Raw genomic sequence first — 18,158 nt, forward strand, 5'->3', positions numbered from 1 at the left:
GGATGACCAGAAAAGTTAAATGAACTTCCTTCTTATTGGATTATTTATTAGGATGAAATAGTAACCGATTACAATGGAAAATGGAGGGATTTGAAATGAAAAATAGAAAATCACGTTTACTGACGGCTTCACTATTATGTTAGTACATTCCTTACTACTATTCCTACTCTACAAGTAGAAGGAACCTCTTTACCAGAAAGACAACCGAGTGTTGCAACAGTACATAGAGAAATGAATACAGAACTAGAAAATATACTCACCTCAGAAATAGACCCACTTGTATCTACTTTCATTACGCGAGTGGTCGAGCCTGAAAACCAAACAGCGATCCAAATCAAAGATAGGAAATTGGAACGTTGTTTGAAGGAGCACTTTGGTTTAAGTGAAAACGAACCGATTACCGATAAACATATGGAGAGTTTGATCGTATTAGATGTCTCTAATCAGGAAATTGCAGACTTGTCAGGCATGGAACATGCAAAGAATATAGAAAACTTTCGTTTCAACAATAACCGTGTGTCTGATTTGTCCCCTTTAGGAGAACTTCTTAATATAAAAATTATCGGAGCAGATTCTAACCAGATCAGCAGTTTGGAGACACTAAAAGATGTCCCTTCACTTGAACTGTTGTCCTTGGTAAATAACGGTTTGACTACACTAAGAAGAATAGCCATCTGTACCTCCTTAACTCATCTATGGATTTCAAGAAATCAGGTGCCTACATTAACAGAGCTATACAATCTACATAATTTGGAGATGATCGAGTTCAACTATAATCTTGTCGCAGACATCTCACCATTGAAGAACCATGTCAATCTAGAAAGAATTTACGGAGCACATAATCAAATCCGCCTATTGGATGACCAATTACAGTTTCCAAAATTGTCCCTCTTAGAGTTAGGGTACAATGATTTCCCTTACTTAAATAATGAGGCGCAACTCCAATTCTTGAATAAGATCGCACAATTCACCACACTGGAAGCCTTAGGTCTTTCAAACAATAATCTTTCTACGATCGAACCTTTAGAAAGTTTAGTGAATTTGAGAAGTGTCTTTTTAACTGCTAATAAATTGACATCAATTGACACTTTGAAAAACATGCCTGAAATAAGCTTTCTTAACGCCAGAGACCAATTAGTCAGCCCATCTGTCGCCACTGTCTATACACCATTTCCATTACGTATCAGAGATCGTTTTGGGCAGTTACCTGAAATCGTCTTTGATCATCCCGGTACCTATGACGGAGAGAATGTGATTTGGCATGAAGCTGGTACGAACAATCTTCACTGGTACACCACAGGCGGTGCTTCAATTGAATTTAGTGGTACCGTCATCCAACAAGCGATTCCTGATTACCGACCGTCTCAGCCTGGAAGAATTCGCTATACATTCAATCCAAGAAGCACGACAGTTACTTGGGAGCCTTCAGTAGATCATTACGGTATCAGTCACTACGAATTCTATCTATGGGACTTTCTAATTGCTACAACAACGGAACCCGAATTCATAGCTGAGGACATTCGTCATCATGGACAATACCCAATCACGATCATTGCCGTTTCTAACAGCAGGAGAAAATCAGATCCTGCTTTCGATCTTATATATAGATCATGGATGCCAATCAACTAAAATCAAAAAAGAACTTACGACTTGTTTTTGTCGTAAGTTCTTTTTTATTTAGTGTCTTAGTCTTTCAATCCCAATAAACGTCTCGCATAGATCACCTGACCAGAGTGCATGGCAGCATCATCAATAATAGAAACAAGACGCATCCCTCGCGTGACTGGTGGTGTCCAGTTTTCGTCAATTACTTCATCTAGCTCGGAAGGTTCTAACCCTCTTAAATAGGAAAGAGCAGAATCAGAAGCAGCCCGCAAGTACCCTAGCAAGTCTTCTACTTGATTAGTTTGGATTTGTTTTGCTCGTTCCAGACTGTGCTTCCAATCTTGTTCGTCATCTGCTATTCTCATCGGAAATCGGCTTTCCCAATCTTGGCTGTGCCAAATTGGAGAGGTACTGGCTAAATCAGCAATCTGGAAATCCAATTCTCGAGCGGTATGCCAAGCCAGCCAAGTCATTGATTTGATTTGTGGGGCTCTGTCTTCCACTGGAAAACGGTTGGCCTCCTCAATAGAGACACCTTCAAACAAACGTTCAAATCGCTCGTATGCTCGGTCTATGCTCTCGCATAACATATCTAAATAATTCATCTATTTTCCTCCTTTTTATTTATCCTACTTGCTTTTTCCTAACTCTAGAATTTCTACTTATATGTTACTACACCCCCTCATTTTTTACACTTTCCAGTCACTAGTATGAATCGTTTGGAGATTGAAAGAGAAAGATGTTCTCTATTTTCCATTTGAACAAAAATCAATAAAATGAATGATTCATTAATATTGTTTAAATAAACAATGATTTTTTAAACGAACAGTTTAAGCCTAGGAAAAAAAGAGTATAACAGGAAAATGTTTGAAATGAAAGGAAGGGAAAAGATGAAAAAAAGGGTAAGTTTATTAATATTAGTTACTTTATTGTTCAACATCTTTTCGTATGGTGTGGCTGTTTCAGCGGAGACATTTCCTAAAGATCCTGGGAATGTTTATAATGATTTAACTGGTAACTATGGTTTGCTGGGAATTGCTGGTCAATTCCATGTATTTGCCAAAAACAAGACAACAGTTAATGCCCATACAGACGGAAATATAGCAACACATGAACTGGATGCAAATAATAATTTTGGGACAGAGCTTCATGAAGGCTTATTGAACCAAGAGATCAATTATATACAAAAAACTGATTCTTTCATTAATTCTTCAGGTATCCCTACTGGCGACACAAGAGTAAATAAATTTGTCGTTGGTAGTGATGTGGATGTAGCATTACAAGATGGACATCCTACGGTTAAGTGATCAAGGCTTGATCACTTAACTCCGGATGATTTTTATAAAGACCGTGATGGAAACGAATATATTGATTTCGAGCAAGAGTTTGCTAGATTGAATGTAGCAGCAAATGACCTTGCAACTGCCACCCCAGGTAAAACATATACTGCTGCGGATTTTCCAGACATGAATAATCGAACAATTGATTTGACTGGTCTATCAGATTCTGGATTTTTATTGGTAAATATCGACGCAGAAGTGTTAACGATGAATACGCCACTTCAAATCATCAATCCAAGTGATCAAGTAGTCGTATTCAATGTCATCAACAGTTCTTCTGCATTGAACGTACAGTCACCAATCAAATACAACGATCGCTCAAATCATGAAACAGAAGATTTTTCGGATGCGAATATCTCTTGGAATTTCGGAAATGAGATGACTGATTTGACAATCAGTGCTCCTTTTCAAGGAACAATCCTTGCGCCTAATGCCACTATTCACATTACTCAAAACCAAGATGGAACGATTATAGGGACAAATGTGATTTTAGATGCGGCTACCAATCGTTGGGATCCTAACGAAATATTTATCAGCGACAATGGTACAGGCGGTACAGATACAACGTCCACAAGTGATAGTACCGACACAACGACTTCAAGCGATAGCTCGGATTCTACTACCACAAGTGATAGTACTGACACAACTGCTACAAGCGATAGCACAGATACTACTACCACAAGCGATAGTACCGACACAACGACTTCAAGCGATAGCTCGGATACAACGTCCACAAGTGATAGTACTGACACAACGACTTCAAGCGATAGCTCGGATTCTACTACCACTTCAAGTGACAGTATCGATACGGCAGATACAACATTTATCACAAGTGATAGTCGTCATGCAAGTGTCTCTTTCCCAAGAACAAGTTCGGATAACAAGACGAACGTTAACTTAGCTAATAAAACAAGCGATGATCGTTTAAATAAATCGAAAAAAGTACTTCCTAAAACTGGAAGTCAATCAAATAATTGGATAACAATCGCAGGCGTTATATTACTTGTAATCGGTTTAAGAATCACTTTCATGAGTAATAAGAAGTCGAAAAGATAAAAAAATGAACCGAGATAAAAAATAAAGAGCAACGTCAGTTAGTGACATTGCTCTTTATTTTTGCTTGTTAACATCAAAAAATCCATTTCAAGTGATCCAAAAACATGTAGATTTCATCCTTAGGAATTTATCCACGTGTTGCACCAATTTCTGTTCAGTCTTTGCGGTCTAGAATCAATTGAGTAAGGGAAAAAAGATTTTCTCTCGTTCGAAGAGAGGTATCAGGTAATTTCTTGATTTCTTTCAACGCCTTTTCTGTGTAGGCTGCTGCTAATTTCTTGGCTTCTCCCACACCTCCTGTACGTTCAACGATTTTGCGTACAGCTTCAATATCTTCTTCTGTCATTTTCGTTTTCTTCTCTAAATAAGGCAGTAAACTCTGTTTGTTTTTTTGCAAAGAATAGATCAATGGCAAAGAATAGACTCCTTGACGCATGTCTTCTAGTACAGGTTTCCCGATTTCCTGACTCTCTTTTGTATAATCCAAAATATCATCGATAATTTGGAAGGCCATCCCGATAGAGAGTCCGATATCTCCTGCTTTTTTTGCGAAACGCTCGCTTGTTCCACTTTCAAAAGCGCCAACAGAACAACTTAGTTGGAACAATTCAGCTGTCTTACCTGAGATATTCTCCAAATATTCTTTTACAGAAAGTTCATAATTATAGCGATCATCCATCTGCCCTAATTCGCCATTCAATACTTTTTCCATACTGCGAGAATTCAATTGAAGACTTTTCAGGGAAGTCGAGTAATCAGACAATAGTTTAAAACAGCAGACGAATAAATAATCTCCTGCATAAACAGAAACGACATTCCCAAACTGACTACGGATATTAGGCTGACCACGCCGCAGATCTGCTTCATCAACGATATCATCATGAATCAGTGTGGCCGTATGGAGCATTTCGATGGAAGCTGCCAAAGCGATGGCTTTGTCCCGGTCTTGCTCTGGTCCAAATTGTGAGAACAGTAGCTGATAGGCAGGTCGCAACAGTTTTCCGCCAGCATGGATCGTTTCTTTGATTGCTTGTTCGACAGGTTTGTTTTTCAGACGGACAGTTTCTTCCATCCGTTTTAGTGTTTCTGTCAATTCTTTACTTAAAGCAGGATAGTTTTCCCACATTGGATGTAGCTTCATAAAAAAACTCCTTGTGTGACGATTATTTTTTGGTAAACATCGGGCTCCATTGTTGTTTGGTTCCCTGCTCATAATCTTTTTGGAATCGTTGCAGTGTCTGCACATGTCGTAAAAGATAATTCGCCGCGATTCCGATAGCGATTCCTGACAATATTCCTAAAACGGAGAGGACTGGCAAGTACAGCATGACTGTCCATGATTGCGCAATGAAAGAGGCCATCAAAAGCTGACCGACATTATGCATGAACCCACCGGCCGCACTGATCCCGATGATACTGATACGTTTGGGTCCTAATTGCTTGACCAATAACATCCCAAAATAACTAAGCAGAGCACCGCTCATGCTGTAAAGGAACGTGGAAATCGTTCCACCTAGCAAGGTAGTCAGAAATAGTCGCAGCCACAATAGCAAGAAGCTGTCCCGTTTTTTCATGGTAAAAATCGCAACGATCGTGATCAGGTTGGCTAAGCCCAATTTTGCTCCAGGCGCAAAAGCAAAAGGATAAGGAATCATATTTTCCAATAAGCTAATGATCACTCCTTGTGCAACAAGTAGCGAAATATAAATCATTTTTTGTAATTTGCTCATGGTGTGTGAAGGTCTAATAAATCAGACTGTCTTCGTCACCCCCATCTGTAGATCGGACCTCGATCACTAATTTATGTGGTAAACAAACAATGGTTTCACCATTTTTCGTTGCCCAGCCTCGACGTACGCAGATCTGGTCATCGCAGTCTGCTTCTTTTATCCGTACTCGATCGCCATCTATCTCAATCAAGTTATAATCTCCGTGTTTATCTTTGTAAGTATATGTGTAGCTCTTTTCTCCAGCCATCAAAGGGAATGTTTTGATTTCTGTGCCATCCACACGCAGTACCGCTTCTTTTTCTGCTGTTGCGGTATTTTGCTGAAGACCAAAAATCATGACTGGTAAAAAAGAAAGAACAGTCAAAAGCAAAATAATAAAAACATCCCAAGGTTTGAGCAGACTTTTTTCAGCAAATTCTTTAAGGCTCATTTTTGTTCTCCTTTTTCCAGATTAACTCACCCAATTTTAGCATAAAAACAAGAGGTTGTGACACCTGTGCCTTGCTTTGAGTAATAAGAACGAAGAATAGAAAGCAGCTTTCCATGTTTTCTAATTCTCTGGGCTTATTACCGAGAAGCAGCAGGTGGAGCACCGTTTATATCAAGAGGTTGTGACAGAAGTGGGCAGCTTCAAGAAATAAGAAGGAATTTATGAAAATTGCTTCTCAAATTTTTGTGAAATTTCGTCTTATTTCCGAAGAAGCTACTTCTGGAATACCGTTTATCAGAGGTTATGACACCTGTGTCTTGCTCATGGAGGTTTATCTCGGGCATCTTATTCCTTTGTTTTACATAAAAAGGAGGCTGCGACGGTTTGCCTCAGCCCCTTTCTATTGAAAATCTTGCATTCAAATAACGTTGTTCATTTATTTTTATCTATTTATTTCTTGCCGTATTGGGCACTTGGTCTACCGTACCACCAATTGCCTAGTGTACGTTGTAGCCACGGAATCACCCAACGATCCAAACCAATCGCACGACCAGAGCCGTTCATCAATGCGAAAGCAACAAAAATGAACCAAATGTTTACCCAATAAAACATTCCTGATAAACAGAATGTGATCACTAATACGATCGTTGTCGCACTGCATAGCCATGTGAATAATCCAGCAATCAATGCTAATGCCAAGGCGATTTCAAAGAATACCATAAATTTTTGGAAGAACATTGCTACATCATTATTTGGCATGATTACTTGCATAATCTTCGTGAACCAGTCTGGTGACTTCTCGATCACAGCCATTGGTTCTTCTCCGTATGCATAACTCAAACCGAAATGTGCAGCATGAGTCGCTGCTTCTCCGGCACTTGCCCCTGCTCCGCTGGCAGCTGTGGTTGCATCTCCAGCAGCCGAAGCACCACTGGCAACATCTGTTACATTATATTCCCACGTCCAAGGAAATACACTGTTTCCAGTGAACCATGATCCTTCACCAAACCAAGTACTTGGTCTGAACACTTCACCATTACCAATGATTTTTTTGGAAGCTTCAACGAACCAAACTAAACCATAGAAAATACGAAGTGGCACACTCCATAAAACGTTGCCGTAACGAGAAGAATGTCCTCGAGTCACGTTGCGATCGTCTTTGATATGGAAAAACTCATGCATTAAATATTGGAACATATAATAACCAGAACGAATATCAAAGAAGTATTTCAAATTCACGATATGTTTCATTACGATAGCTAAAAATCCGCTTAAATGGATCTTGTCAAATAGGTTAGCTACCCCCCATTTAGCACCAATAGAAACCATAAATCCTTGATAGTTTCCTTTAAATTTATGCTTTTCTCCGCCTTTGATCGAAGCCACGATATTCGCTGCGGCTGTGTGTCCTGTTTGTTCAGCAGCTTGGACGATCTGCGGTGTCGGTGTTCCTGGAAACTCTTCATAAAAGACTAAATCACCGATGATATAGATGTTTTTATCTTCATAGCCTTTTGCCTGCATGTATTCATTGGCGATCAACCGCTGTCCGCGTGCTGCTTCTAATCCAAAATCAGCAGCATCAGAAGTTCCTTTAACACCAGCTGTCCAAATCAGTGTGTGGGTCGGAATGTTGCGTCCGTCCTTCAGCTTGATATGATCCGCAGCCACTTCTACGATTGGTGCATTCAATAATAATTCTACATTGTGCTTACGCAAATAGCGTTCAGCTTTTGCAGCATCACTTCGGTCTAACATATTCAAGATTGTCGGCATTGCCTCTACGACCATCAGTGTGATCTCGTTTGGATCCAACTTGTAATCTTTGGCTAAGCGATTTTTCCAGTCAATCAGTTCCCCAATCATTTCAATACCGGTAAACCCAGAACCACAGACAACGAAAGTCAGCATGGCTTTACGCAACTCATCATTTGGTTCCAACGCAGCTTTTGCTACTGTTTTCTCAATATGTTCACGAATCCTTACAGAATCTTCAAATGACCAAAGGGTGAATCCGTGAGCTTTGACACCAGGTGTACCAAAGTCATTCGGCTCTCCGCCCATTCCAAGGATCAGCTGATCAAAAGGATAGGAACCCAATTTGGTCTTGACGATTTTCTGTTCTTTATCGATACCGACAACTGTATCTGTGACAAGTTGCACATTCTTTTGACGAGCAAACAAATGCTGCAGATCGTATTGGATTGCTTCTGGTTCTACACGTCCGCCAGCTACTTCATGCAACTCGGTCATCATAGTATGGTACGAATGACGATCGATCAGAGTAATTGCTACATCTTCTTTTTTCAGTTTTTTTGCCAAGTATTTTGTAGCTGAAACACCGGCATATCCTGCTCCTACAACGACAATATTTTGCTTTGCCATTGATCATCCGCTCCTTATAGACTATCTATATAATGAATATATGATAATTCTTTTAGTTTGATACTTATTACACAATCTCCATATATTATATAGATGTTCTGTTCTTTTGTCTAACTCCTTTTGGATTTTTTTCAAATTTTAAAATAAAGCGTTTTTTCACGAAATTTGCTGAAAGAAAACGTTTGAAATATTACGCGGGTTATTTATCAAAAATAGTTGACTTATAGGCTAAAAAGATTAGAATGTATAATGAATCACAAAGAAAAATTGTGGACTAAAAATGGAATGGTGGGGTATTAAAATGAAGAAAAAACGTTTTGTAACTGGATTTGCCGTGTTAGCATTTTCAGCTCTAGTGTTAGGCGCTTGCGGCGCAGATGATAACGGAAGTTCAAATTCTTCTTCTGAATCATCTACAGCACAATCTTCAACTGCAAAAAGCACAACAGAATCATCTACAAAAGTTGTTGCTGGCGGAGACTTGCAAGACGGCACATATAAATTAGAAGAAAAAAATTATTCAAATGGTTACCGCGCAGTTTTTGAAATGGTTGTAAAAGACGGTAAAATTACTGAATCAAAATATGATAACATCAATGAAAACGGCGAATCAAAAACAAAAGATGCAGAATACAACAAAAACATGGAAGCAAAATCTGGCACAAATCCAGAAAAATATATTCCTGAGTTGAACGACCAATTCTTAAAAGCACAAAGCGCAAGCGGTGTGGAAGTCGTAACTGGAGCTACTCACTCATCTGAAAGCTTCCAAAACTACGCACAACAATTGATCCAAGCTGCTCAAGCTGGGAACACAGATACAATCGAAATCGACAATGGTGCTGATTTGAAAGACGGCACTTACAAGCTAGAAGAAAAGAACTACTCTAACGGCTACCGTGTGCAATTCGAAATGACAGTTGCTGGCGGCAAAGTAACTGAATCAAACTTTGATTATATCGACAAAGACGGTAAATCAAAACAAGATGATACAGAATACAATGAAAACATGAAAGCCAAAAGCGGAACAGAACCAAAAACTTACATCCCTACTCTTAACGATGAATTCGTCAAAGCAATGGGTGAAGAAGATGGCTCACCTGCTGATGTAGAAGTTGTTACAGGTGCTACACACAGCTCACATTCATTCATCATGTACGCACAACAATTAGTGAATGCAGCTGAAAAAGGCGACACTCAAACAATCGAAGTAGACAATATCGTAACAGAGTAATATCATATAACCATATTAATAAAAGTTGGAGGGTGGGACGATAGCCAGATTAGGCAGTCGTCTCACCTTTCAAAATGAAGAGAGGAAAACAATGCGGAAAAAACTACTATTTTCCTTAATCACACTGGGCATCTCTTTTATGGTGCTAACTGGCTGTACTAATTCAGCAAAAAAAACAACCACTGAAAGTTCAGCTTCTACCAAGATCTTGAAAGATCCGTACTCTGATGAACAGTTCTTGTTAGGGACTTACGTTCGTATCCGTGTGTATGATGAAGGCAAAGAAGCAGCATTGAAACCTGCCTTTGATCGAGTAAAAGAGCTTGGTGATAAAATCACGATCAACCAAAAAGGTTCCGAGATTGATGAAGTGAATGAACAGGCTGGAATCAAACCCGTAAAAGTTTCTGACGACGTCTACACATTAGTCAAACGAGCCTATGAATACAGCCAAGATTCTCAAGGCGGATTCGATATGGCAATCGGTGCAATCACTCAATTATGGCGAATCGGATTTGATGACGCCAGAAAACCTTCACAAGAAGAAATCGATCAGGCATTGAAATTAGTGGATTATCATAAAATTGAACTAAATGACCAAGAAAAAACGGTCTATCTAAAAGAAAAAGGAATGATCATCGACTTAGGGGCGATCGCCAAAGGCTACATTACAGACGAAGTAGTGAAAGTCTTGAAAAAACAAGGTGTGACTACTGCTATCGTTGATTTAGGTGGGAATGTCTATGTCTTAGGACACAGCCCAAGAGGCGAAAACCAAGACTGGACAGTCGGCATCCAAGATCCAAATATGGCTCGTGGCTCTGTTTTAGGTTCTATCAAAGAACGGAACAAAACATTAGTTACTTCTGGAATTTATGAGCGCTATCTAGAAGTAGATGGCAAAAAATACCATCATTTGTTTGATCCAAAAACAGGTTATCCATTCGACAACGATATCGCAAGTGTCACGATCATAACAGATAAATCCATTGATGGTGACGGTCTGTCTACAGCAGTCTTTTCAATGGGTGTGAAAAAAGGTCTGGAATATGTTGAAAGTGAATTGAACAATGGGACGGAAGCAATCTTCGTGACAAAAGACGATAAAGTATATGTGACCGATCCGATCAAAGACACTTTCAAATTATCTGAGGACTCCCATTACACGATGGGTGACCGTTCTGAACTAAAATAAGGAGCACGAACCATGACACTAAAAATCTTTTTAGAAGTAGTTGAAATACGAACAAAGGTGGCTAGTGTATTTCCTTTTGCGGTAGGGGTATTATTCTCTATCGCTTTTTTTAACGAGATACATTGGTTGAACACTTTTTTATTTTTTGTTGGGATGCTAGTTTTTGATTTAGCGACAACCGCGATCAATAATTACATGGATTATGAAAAGGCGCATTCTGAAGTATATAAGTATGAAGAAAACGTCATTGGTCGCCGAAATCTATCCCCTGTATTGATCCGAAACATGATTTTAGCGATGATCGCATTTGTTTTTGTTATTGGCGTTATTTTAACAATCAATACGGGTTGGCTTTTGCTTTTGATGGGATTTATCTGTTGTTTTATCGGAGTATTCTATACATTCGGTCCCATTCCCTTGTCTCGAATGCCTTTAGGGGAAATCTTCAGCGGGGTGACTATGGGACTTGGGATTTTTGCAATGGTCGTTTATGTTAATACATTCGGTTCGGATGTCTATGATCTGACAATCGATTTTTCATCCGGGCAATTTGCTTTGGTAGGAAACCTTTGGGCTATAGCAGCCATTGTATTGGCTTCCTTACCCTTGGTGTTTACGATTGCCAATATCATGTTAGCTAATAATTTGCGAGATCTTGACCGCGATATTGAAAATCATCGCTATACACTGGTTTTTTATATCGGACGCCCAGCAGGAACAGTCTTATTCCAGCTATTGATGTATGCTTGCTATTTTGTGATCTTGATGGGCTTGTTGAGTGGTATCTATGAATGGCCAATCTTAGTCACCTTCTTGACTTTGCCAATTGTGAAGAAGCATTTAGATCAATTCAAGCAAACATTACCCCAACCTATCAGTTTCAGCTATTCCATCAAAAATATGGTCTTGTTCAATGCTAGCTATGTATTGGGTCTATTACTAACGATCATTGTGCAATCCATTTAACGATTTGAAGAGGTTGTGACAGAAGTGGTCAGCTTCAAGAAATAAGAAGGAGTTTACGAAAATTGCTTTTCAAATTTTTGTGAAATTTCGGCTTATTTCCGAAGAAGTTACTTCTGGAACACCGTTTATTCGGAAAAAGGAACTGCGACAAGACTTTTGTCACAGTTCCTTATTTTTTTGATTCGTATCAGCGAACTTGATGAGAATTTTCTTGAACTAATGAATTTCTCATAGACTTAGCATTTTTACGCGCTTGTCCTACTTTATTTTCTAAGTTTGGATTTTGTTTATTAATCTCTCCTTCTCTACGCACAGCTGGCAATAAATTGTTCAACTCTTGAGATATTTCTTGTTCATTGAGAAGGTGTAACTTGACATTAGCAGTATCAGCAAGATCTTTGATCGTACTGATAACATCCGCTGTTTCTTTAGGATAAAATTTATTGTAACTTTTTTTTAAAGCTGCTAAAGCAAATCCTTCTTTATAGTTCAACTGTTCAAATGTTTTACTACCTTTTACATAACTGGGTTTATTTTTGATTTCTTCTCTTTTTCTATATATTTTTTGCTCAAGATTATGCATTTTCTGACAAATCTTTCCATAACTAATCAAATTTTTTTGATATTCTTGAATTAGTTCTACAGGTGAGTTATAAATCAACATTCTATTTTTATATTCGCCAGTTTGAAATGCTTTTTTAAAAGCGGCTTTATACTCGGGGTTGTTTAGCTCGATCTCTTCCTTCTGTATTTCTCTTTGTCCCTTAACCAAATTTCGTTTTATCGTGTGCCATTCTTTACAAACGTTTTTGAAATCCTGATTCAGCAATTCTTTTTCTTTTTTTAAGTCCTTCTTATTAGGCATTTTTTCAGACCTCGCTTTTTGTTTTATTAAGCCTACCTGTTGGCTTTGCTGTTTTACCGACAACCGTTTTTTTTATGACTTGATCTTCTCTAGGATTATTTGGGGTACTTTTAAGGGCTGCTCTAGCTTTAATAATGTCTTCTAACGTGATTTGAAAATTACTAGGCGGGCGTTCAACGTTATGACTTAAATAGGATTTGGCTGTGCCCACCACATACCCTTTCCTTTTCATCGTCTTACTTTTATACTGATAATCATTTTTGTTATTCAATAACTTTCTTACATCTAGAATCTGTTCTTCGACATCTGCTAATCGTTGATTCCACACCCTATATGTTTCTTTTGTTTGATTATATTCATCAAGCAACACTTGCCTTTCAGGAGGTGCAGTCATTTTTTCCTGTTGTTTGTTTAACTTTTTTTCGATTTTTTTGACGTTATCTAAAATATAAGTAAAGTGATTATTCAATGCTTTCTTACTGTTGCGTAAATAAGCTTTTTCTCGTTTATCCATCATGAACCTCCGCTTTATTCGCTAAATCGAGTCATGTGCTGTTGACCATTGCGCCTTGTTTCATTTGTCTATTGTTGAGATACAAACTGTTATACGCTTGATTTAGAAAATGCTTAGGAAGAGATGGAAATCTCGTTCTTCCTAAGCACTTTCGATTTTTTCACTTATCTAGATCTTGATGGTGGTGAAATTCTTCTCTCATTAAGCACCCTTTCATTCCATTTGTTAGCTTTCTTAGTTGCGGAAGCTGTAATCTCACTTAATGAACGTTTCCGGTTCTGTGTTGGACTTTGGACCCGCGCTCTAGCAGCTTTGTTGCTTCTTAGTAGTTCAACCCCCTCTGCTTTTGTTCCTCCTGAATTTTGCATTGACGGTCCTAGTTCTCTATTGATGTTATTCCGTGATATAGTAATTTCTGGCTTTTTGCCTTTTAGATCCTGACTTTGGGTCTGACTCTCATTTTGGACTGCTCCATTTTTTTGGTTCTCTTGTTTGTTTTCTTTTTGTTTCCCCTGCATTTTTTCCACAAAATTGATACTTCTTGTTCTAGCGTTATATAAAAGTTTAAAGAAGACTATTGGAACACTCGTTAGGCTTTTAATAATCTCGCGAAACCTTCTCTGTCTCACAAGATTGATCGTTCCTATTACAATTCTATATAGAAACTTCACGGCAAATAATAAAATACGGGGAGTACTTTTAGCAAGATAGAGAAACCCTCTTTCCGTGAGTTCTACTTCTTTGTCTTTGCTAGCGTTGTTTCCATCCATTAGCTTGTCACATCTCTTTCAGTGATAATGACCTTGTTCCCTTCTTCATCTGTTGTCTCTATCGTCCGTTCGGGCAAATCGTCTCGTGTTGTCCCATCTTGCGTTAGTGTGACATCGTCATATTTTTTTTCATAGTAAGAGTTCCACTTGAAGGTCCCTACTGGTCCTGCCAAAATATATTTTGATCCTTCCTCTGTTATTTTGAAGTTGATATCTTGCTTTCTATCGTTACTATCGGTTCTGCTTAAAGAAATGGTTGCTCCACTTTGTTCGGTAACTATTCCTGAAATAGTATATTTGAAAGTCTCCGTCTCCTCATCGTCACCTTCGATTTTCGTTTGGACGTACTCTCCGTCTTTGAATTCCAACTTGAATGTTCGATCTGAATTTTTGTTCTCCCAGTGACCTTGCGTCAAGATATCAGACCACATTTGGTTCACTGCTTTTTCAGCCGCTTCGATTTGTTCGGCATTTTCTGATTCCATTTTTTGTTTGATGTCTTCATTCGGATATAAGAAAATCTCTTCTTCTCCTTCTTTCAGATACATCACTGTGCTACCCATCCGTGTTTGTAATTGGAATTCCTTTGTTTTTCCATCTTCTGCTTCTAAAACCATAATGTTTTGGTCCTTGAGGTAGTATTCGCCTTTAGGAATCCAGGAAGAAGCCCAGTAAGTTCCATCTGCATCTAACTCGATATACATATCATCCGAACGGTTCGAATACCATGTTCCGCTGTAGATTGTTCCGTTATAACGTCCGATCGTTTCTTTGCTTTCTTGGGTCTGTTCTGTCTTATCATTTGCTTGGGCTGTTTCCTTTGGTTTCCCACTCATCAGTGAATAAGTGACAAGAGTAATAACGACCACGATTAGAACAGCTAAACCTATAATGATGTTTCTTCCAGCTTTCGTCTCTAAAAAATTTTTAAGCATCTTCGCACCTTTCTTAAAAAATAAGATTATGGGGTTCCATACCCCGAGATAGCTATGCTATCTAAAGCATAGGTTCTTCTTCTTACTCGATTGTCGGAATTTCCTTCGATGACTTGGACCATTCCGCCCCCTGCATATTCCACGATTCCGACAAAATCCTTGCCAGTTCTTCCACCTGTCCAATCAAAGAAAATAAGATCACCAGATTGTGGTAAATACTCTTCATCATGACGTTTGAATTTTTCATTTTCGTAGAACCAGTCTCTCATCGCTAATACATTCGGAGTCTTCAATACTCGATTCTGGTTGATATACCCTGCTTGATCTGCCACCCATGAAACGAACATCGCAGACCATTCTGCACGATTTTCAAAACCAAACCAGCGCCAGTATTTATCACCATTCAAATTCCCTAACTCTTCTCTAGCTATTTCTACCATACGTCCACTCTCGACCATGATATTATTCGTTACAAGTTGCGCATAAAACATATTTCCATAATCATATCGCCACGTATAACCAAACCGCAACGCAATAGGATTGTGATACGGAACGGTTTTCCCATTACTTTTATCTCGGGCAAAGATTCTGCTGTCATCAAAGGAGTAATCACTATTTCTTCGGATCAAGTCATCTAAATATCCTTCTCCAAAGTTATATGCCTGGACAGCAGCTCGCTCATTCTTCTGGTTTTCCTGTGCTTTTTTCAGAAGACGAGCAAAATAACGTACGCCAACTTCGATGGATTCTTCTGGACTTCTAATTGAATTAGGCGGTCTTCCTTGTGATTCACTGGCTTGCATGATATCCGGAAATTCTCTCTCATTTCCGCCTGTTTCTACCCAGATAATAGATAAAATCGCATTTTCATACCCTTCGATATCATTCTTCTTTGTCTCTTCGGCCACTTTCTCCCGCCATTTAGTAACAGAAGCTGGTGGATTGATTAGTTCCCCTCTCAACCCTCCCCCACTGCGGAAATAACCGAGATTCGTCTCATGAGCAAAAGAAAGATTATCGATATATACTGCTGGATATAGTGGTGGATCTGCGTGCCAGAAACGATAAAGTTCCATATCCATAAGCAAATTACCACCATTATCAGAACGAGTATATCCAATAAGGTCACCTGCAGATAATCGCTGACCTGAACGTAGTCCAGGTACAAGATTGATATTTCGATAATGCAGATAAAATGAAAATTCATTGATGTAGACCCATGTACGTAAACCTGGACTGCCTGTATCCCCCCTAAGGTCCCATCAATCGTTTCTTCTCCCATTGCGTAGACTGGCGTCCCTGGCTCTGCTTCTAGCACAATATCATTGTTTCTATCATCTGGATTTCGTCCACGATATCCGTAATTTTCGATTACACTTGCGTAATGAGTGGCTCCGAATGGATTAAGTAAAAAGATTTTGTTCTCAAAGCGATCTAAATCACTGATTGGATAATATTTATCAACTTCCTCTTCATCAAATGCAGATACTCTGCCGTAATAAGGATCATTGTTTGAAGGAATAATTCCTCCTCTCATCGTATAGACATCTACTTCCGGGTCTGAATCTAGCATTTCTCCTAATGTTTGGATGTTGATATTTATTGTGACAATATCTTTTGTTTCCGTCTTGACTTCTACTTTCTCTTCTCCAGTCTCTTCATCGATCGTGACGGTCGTTGTTTCAATCTGTTTGCCAAGTTCGGCCAGTGTACTGTAGTTATAGACCATATCATGGATTGCAAGGATCTCATCTCTGACTTTATTCACTCTAACTGGATGATCAGTCAATGTATATGGAGCATCTGCAAAAATAGCATAGATACTTCCACGATTAGGAATCCATTGACCGGTTTTTTGAGCAATCCTTTCCCGATATTTCGCTATTGCTAATTCATCGATATCGTAATCTTCGAATTTTGCATTCAAATAGTATAAGTAACTATCGCCATTTGAAGAATATAAAAACGTCTCGGGATCTGATTGGACACCATTGACCATGAAGTACACTTCATCGAATGCGTCGTCATTGATCAAATTTTGGTAAGCATTATAAACATTCTTATTTTTGAGAGCATCTAGATGTGTGACGTAACGATAGGCTTCTTCAAGCGCCATATCTTCGGTCTTTATCACGAATAGACTAGCAATAAACATGAAAATAGAAATAACCACTGTGATGACGGTTATGACTATTGCAACGATGGTAATGATGATAATCAGTTTCAACAATATCGGTACTAAAATAAACAGCGCAATCAATAGCCCGATTAAATTCAAATTGCCGTCCCCATCTCGTCCTACCTTATCAATCACTAATTCCTTTATCTGTGAACGAAAACGATTTTTAGGCGAAATATTTCGTTGTAATGAACGGTCTACTTTATGTTTCATATTCTTGACGCTATATGTGCTCGCTCGTCCAGATTGTCTCTTATATTTCTGGCTCGTTTGACCCGTTTGCTTCGATTGAGCAGAGAGAGTCGAACGCTGATATTTTCTTTTATAAGATTGAGTAGAAAATTGAGTTGATTTAGCTTGTCGAGTAACGGTCGCTTGCTTTTGTTGTAAAGAAGCTTTTTTTGCTTCACTGACATATCCCGTATACTTCAATTCTTTTTGCAAAAACTGCTTTTGATATTTTTGCTTGCGAGTAATGTCTTGGGTTGTTTGCTTATCTGAAATGACACTATTTCGATATGTCTGCTCATTCGGTTTTTCCCGTTGAATGATATGTTGTTGGTTCGTTTGGCGAGCATTTTCCAACTTTAGCTCTTTTTTTGATTTTAAAAGTAATTGTCTTCTTCGAAATAACTTTTGCTGTTTCGCGATTTTTGGATTGTGCACTGCGACAATTCTTTTTTCGAGAAGCATGGCACGAAGGCGTTTTTTACGCGTATTCGAAGTTATCAGTTTTACTTTTTTCCCGTTTTTTTTCTTCAACCGAATGTTTTTCTTTTTCTCACTACTCGTTTTGAAGACTTTTGTTTTTGATGATTTCTCACCGTTTCTATTTAAAACAATATTTTCTGCTTTAGACTTGGAAGTGGAGCTGCTTCCTTTCTCATCCTCTCTTTCGTTATCCAGTTCAATATCTCCTATTGGATTTTCCGAATCAGCCACTATCACATATCC

15 protein-coding genes and 1 pseudogene are annotated in these 18,158 nt (G+C 38.7%); 5 read left to right on the forward strand and 11 right to left on the reverse strand.

Annotation, left to right across the window (positions count from 1 at the left end; translation table 11 throughout):
• The first annotated feature begins 231 nt into the window (after positions 1-231).
• On the forward strand, positions 232-1,629 hold the full coding sequence (locus FTX43_RS15095; RefSeq protein WP_261801545.1) for a leucine-rich repeat domain-containing protein: 1,398 nt from the start codon (positions 232-234) through the stop codon (positions 1,627-1,629).
• A 56-nt stretch (positions 1,630-1,685) separates the two neighbouring features.
• Here the strand turns inward: FTX43_RS15095 and FTX43_RS04225 are convergent, their stop codons facing one another.
• The gene (locus tag FTX43_RS04225; RefSeq protein WP_002310568.1) at positions 1,686-2,210 is read right to left on the reverse strand and encodes a DUF664 domain-containing protein; all 525 of its coding nucleotides are present in this window, start codon (positions 2,208-2,210) and stop codon (positions 1,686-1,688) included.
• A 285-nt stretch (positions 2,211-2,495) separates the two neighbouring features.
• On the opposite strand from FTX43_RS04225, the pseudogene scm reads away from it, so the two are divergent.
• A pseudogene (scm, locus tag FTX43_RS04230) lies at positions 2,496-4,001 on the forward strand (collagen-binding MSCRAMM adhesin Scm).
• 154 nt (positions 4,002-4,155) lie between these two features.
• On the opposite strand, the gene FTX43_RS04235 reads toward scm, so the two are convergent.
• From FTX43_RS04235 to FTX43_RS04255, 4 genes are all read right to left on the reverse strand, one after another.
• Positions 4,156-5,142 carry a polyprenyl synthetase family protein gene (locus FTX43_RS04235; RefSeq protein ID WP_002314267.1) on the reverse strand — a complete coding sequence of 329 codons (987 nt, stop codon included), beginning with the start codon at positions 5,140-5,142 and terminating at the stop codon, positions 4,156-4,158.
• A 22-nt stretch (positions 5,143-5,164) separates the two neighbouring features.
• The gene (locus tag FTX43_RS04240; RefSeq protein ID WP_147606782.1) at positions 5,165-5,731 is read right to left on the reverse strand and encodes a Gx transporter family protein; all 567 of its coding nucleotides are present in this window, start codon (positions 5,729-5,731) and stop codon (positions 5,165-5,167) included.
• Between the two features lie 13 nt (positions 5,732-5,744).
• Positions 5,745-6,161 (reverse strand): NusG domain II-containing protein, encoded by a 417-nt coding sequence (locus FTX43_RS04245; RefSeq protein WP_002310574.1) that lies wholly within the window; start codon positions 6,159-6,161, stop codon positions 5,745-5,747.
• A gap of 450 nt (positions 6,162-6,611) precedes the next feature.
• A complete protein-coding gene (locus tag FTX43_RS04255; RefSeq protein WP_147606784.1) occupies positions 6,612-8,546 on the reverse strand; it encodes an NAD(P)/FAD-dependent oxidoreductase in 1,935 nt (644 codons plus the stop codon).
• A 301-nt stretch (positions 8,547-8,847) separates the two neighbouring features.
• Between FTX43_RS04255 and pplA the strand changes: the two genes are divergently transcribed.
• The 3 genes from pplA (at position 8,848) to menA (ending at position 11,941) form a co-directional block, all read left to right on the forward strand.
• A complete protein-coding gene (pplA, locus tag FTX43_RS04260) occupies positions 8,848-9,780 on the forward strand; it encodes an extracellular electron transfer flavoprotein PplA (protein WP_002314265.1) in 933 nt (310 codons plus the stop codon).
• Positions 9,781-9,871: 91 nt separating this feature from the next.
• The gene (locus FTX43_RS04265; protein WP_002310577.1) at positions 9,872-10,975 is read left to right on the forward strand and encodes an FAD:protein FMN transferase; all 1,104 of its coding nucleotides are present in this window, start codon (positions 9,872-9,874) and stop codon (positions 10,973-10,975) included.
• A gap of 12 nt (positions 10,976-10,987) precedes the next feature.
• On the forward strand, positions 10,988-11,941 hold the full coding sequence (gene menA, locus FTX43_RS04270) for a 1,4-dihydroxy-2-naphthoate polyprenyltransferase (protein ID WP_086309904.1): 954 nt from the start codon (positions 10,988-10,990) through the stop codon (positions 11,939-11,941).
• 187 nt (positions 11,942-12,128) lie between these two features.
• Here menA and FTX43_RS04275 read toward each other — a convergent pair whose 3' ends face one another.
• The 6 genes from FTX43_RS04275 to FTX43_RS04295 all read right to left on the reverse strand — a co-directional run bounded on the left by FTX43_RS04275 (position 12,129) and on the right by FTX43_RS04295 (position 18,146).
• The gene (locus FTX43_RS04275; protein WP_261801546.1) at positions 12,129-12,806 is read right to left on the reverse strand and encodes a hypothetical protein; all 678 of its coding nucleotides are present in this window, start codon (positions 12,804-12,806) and stop codon (positions 12,129-12,131) included.
• 4 nt (positions 12,807-12,810) lie between these two features.
• On the reverse strand, positions 12,811-13,320 hold the full coding sequence (locus FTX43_RS04280) for a hypothetical protein (RefSeq protein ID WP_261801547.1): 510 nt from the start codon (positions 13,318-13,320) through the stop codon (positions 12,811-12,813).
• Between the two features lie 164 nt (positions 13,321-13,484).
• Positions 13,485-14,090, reverse strand: coding sequence for a hypothetical protein (locus FTX43_RS04285; RefSeq protein WP_104835495.1), 606 nt, complete (start codon positions 14,088-14,090; stop codon positions 13,485-13,487).
• Complete coding sequence (locus tag FTX43_RS04290) at positions 14,090-15,025, reverse strand: hypothetical protein (protein ID WP_002314260.1); 936 nt, start codon at positions 15,023-15,025, stop codon at positions 14,090-14,092. The genes FTX43_RS04285 and FTX43_RS04290 overlap by 1 nt, the downstream gene beginning before the upstream one ends.
• Before the next feature lie 26 nt (positions 15,026-15,051).
• Positions 15,052-16,101: a lysozyme family protein gene (locus tag FTX43_RS15100; RefSeq protein ID WP_252707375.1), complete on the reverse strand. Its 1,050-nt coding sequence runs from the start codon at positions 16,099-16,101 to the stop codon at positions 15,052-15,054.
• Positions 15,984-18,146 (reverse strand): hypothetical protein, encoded by a 2,163-nt coding sequence (locus FTX43_RS04295; RefSeq protein WP_261801548.1) that lies wholly within the window; start codon positions 18,144-18,146, stop codon positions 15,984-15,986. Before FTX43_RS04295 ends, FTX43_RS15100 begins: the two co-directional genes overlap by 118 nt.
• Positions 18,147-18,158: the final 12 nt, after the last annotated feature.

It is taken from the genome of Enterococcus sp. DA9 (genome assembly GCF_008000875.1).
Classification (GTDB): Bacteria; Bacillota; Bacilli; order Lactobacillales; family Enterococcaceae; genus Enterococcus_B; species Enterococcus_B lactis.